Annotated in this window: 1 protein-coding gene; it reads right to left on the bottom strand. The window is 56.4% G+C overall.

Translation table 11 applies throughout. The annotated features are described in order from the left end of the window. A partial coding sequence (locus V5P19_RS23745; RefSeq protein ID WP_334408006.1) for a glycerate kinase occupies nt 1-266 on the bottom strand: 266 nt, incomplete at both ends.

Genomic DNA, 266 nt, shown 5'->3' with positions numbered 1-266 from the left:
ATGCCCTGACCTATTTTAATGGCGCAGGCAATATTTCGCGCGCTGTTGAAGAGATTGGTTTCACCGCTGGCGAGCACTTCGGCTAAAGGTGCCAGACGTGGCAAAATGCTGAATACCGCATCAATGCCGTACTGGTGCACCACTTCCACGCCATCACCCAATACGCCAGCAATCCCAATCACCGGTACATTAAACTGCTTCGCCACCGACGCCACACCCAGCGGCGCTTTACCGCCTGCCGTTTGCGAGTCGATGCGCCCTTCCCC

The organism is Enterobacter sp. UNJFSC 003 (genome assembly GCF_036903355.1).
Classification (GTDB): Bacteria; Pseudomonadota; Gammaproteobacteria; order Enterobacterales; family Enterobacteriaceae; genus Enterobacter.
This window is presented reverse-complemented; position numbering and strand designations above follow the sequence as displayed.